At 63.8% G+C, this 1,841-nt stretch carries 1 protein-coding gene and 1 pseudogene; both read right to left on the minus strand.

Annotated elements, in window-relative coordinates; genetic code table 11:
• Nucleotides 1–109: 109 nt before the first annotated feature.
• Nucleotides 110–397, minus strand: coding sequence for a hypothetical protein (locus tag JL475_RS38805; protein WP_237409524.1), 288 nt, complete (start codon nucleotides 395–397; stop codon nucleotides 110–112).
• 85 nt (nucleotides 398–482) lie between these two features.
• Nucleotides 483–1,151 (minus strand): annotated as a pseudogene (locus tag JL475_RS38810) (IS982 family transposase); the annotation flags it as partial.
• Between the last annotated feature and the right edge of the window lie 690 nt (nucleotides 1,152–1,841).

Genomic DNA, 1,841 nt, shown 5'->3' on the forward strand with positions numbered 1-1,841 from the left:
TCCTGCGGTGTCATGGCCCTCACCTCCGAGAGACGACACACCGCTATTCACCCAAGATAACCAAGCCCTACTAGATGAATGAGTCCAATGTTCTTGGAGGGCCTTTCTCTCACTTGGCGGCGGGTGTCCACGGTGTGTCCGCCATGAAGCGCTTCCGGAAAACCGTTCCGGGATTGGTGAGGGCTGCTTCGACTGCCTCTGCCGGGATCTTCTTGCTCATGGCCCGCCTGGGGACCTTGAGGTAGCCGCAGGCTCGGAGGAGATCCGTGGCTGAAGCCCAACTGTCGGCGGCCACCACCACCTCGTCCAGGGCGTCGCACGCGTTGGTCGCGTCGACCAGGGTCGCGTACGCGATGACAAGATCCGCCACCCGCGCCTTGGCGGTCATGTCTCCCATATCTACCCCCTCTGGTGAGGGTGGCGAGGCCGCATGATGCGGCTTCGCCACCTGGTCCCCCTGGGGGGAACTGCGTAGATCAGCTTTAGTGGTCGTAGGCGATCAGAGATCTTTTGATCTTGATGCCGGTGGTCCAGTTGTGCCAGATGCCGGCCGCGAGAGCGAGGAGGCGTTGTCCGGTGCGGGCGAAGACTCCGGCAGGGGTTCTGCCACCGTGTTGTTCCAGGCTGAGCTGGCCTTTGAGGGTATCGAACACGGACTCGATCCACTGGCGGACACGAGCGAGACGGCCGTGACGGATCGGCTCGTCCTTCCGGTCTGGCCGAACCAGGTGGATGCCGAGGCGTTCAACGCAGAACGCCTCGAACTTCCGCCCGGCAAAGCCCTTGTCCGCCAGGATCACCTGGTCGGTGCGGATGAGGTGATGGTCGCGTTCGAGCAGTGCGGTCATCACCTCCCGCTCGCCGAGTTTTGGGTTCGCCAGGCACCAGGACACAGGCATGCCTTCGGCGGTCGTAACCAGGTAGAGCCGGAAACCCCAGAAGAAGCGGGAGTGGCTGCGGCAGTAGCCGTATCCGGCGTGTCCGGCCAGGTCGGAGCGTTTGACGGTTTCGCGAGAGGCCGCGCAGGGCAGTGGCGTGGAGTCGATCAGCCGCAGGTTGTCGTTCCAGGTCGGCACCTGGCGGGCCAGGGCCTCGATCACGTGGCTGATCAGTGGTCCGGCGGCGTTGAGGCGTGAATCGCCCCGGGTTTGATGGAGACATCGAAGACCCGGAAGGATGCCGATCATGGCTGCGCCCAAGAAGTACTCCGACGAACTGCGTGAGCGCGCGACACGGATGGCGGTCGAGGCCCGCAAGGACCCCGCCGGCCGGACGGGAGCGATCCCCTGAGTTCCGCAGTTGGCAGGCATACGAAGGCATGCCAGATAGGCCATGGCCTGCAGTTTCATGGCGGCGGCAACTTTCGGGCATGTGCCCACGCAAGTCGCCCGATTTAGATGCTTTCGCCCGGGGCAATGCGGGCGTCTCACTCAAACAAAGCAACAACTCGCCGCACTACTCGACCGGCCCGGCCGAAGATCGCGAGGCCTCCACGCTACCGCCGCCATCCACCGTGCGAGGCAAGTTTCCCGAACTCGCAAACAGCCCCCCGACCTGCGCGTACTATCAAAGCTTGGCGAGCAAACGACCCGTCAGGGATCCCTCGGCGAAGCAAAGTTCATCCCGATCGCCCCGGTTACTCCCCATGCCCCGCCTGATATGTCAGGAATGCCGTGGGCACACACTTCACGACCACACAATCAGCGCCTAACCAGGTCAGATTCATGATCCGGCCATGCGCGTGCCTACCAACTGCGGAAGCCAGGGATCCGCCGCATCGCCGAACAGCTCGATGTCCACCCCGAGGCCCTGCGGACCTGGGTGAAGCGGGCCGAGACCGA

This window comes from Streptomyces sp. M2CJ-2 (assembly GCF_016757295.1).
Lineage (GTDB): Bacteria > Actinomycetota > Actinomycetes > Streptomycetales > Streptomycetaceae > Streptomyces.

Coding starts and splice junctions, on each gene's coding strand:
- JL475_RS38805 (WP_237409524.1), bottom strand. CDS start 397: ATGGGAGACATGACCGCCAAGGCGCGGGTGGCGGATCTTGTCATCGCG.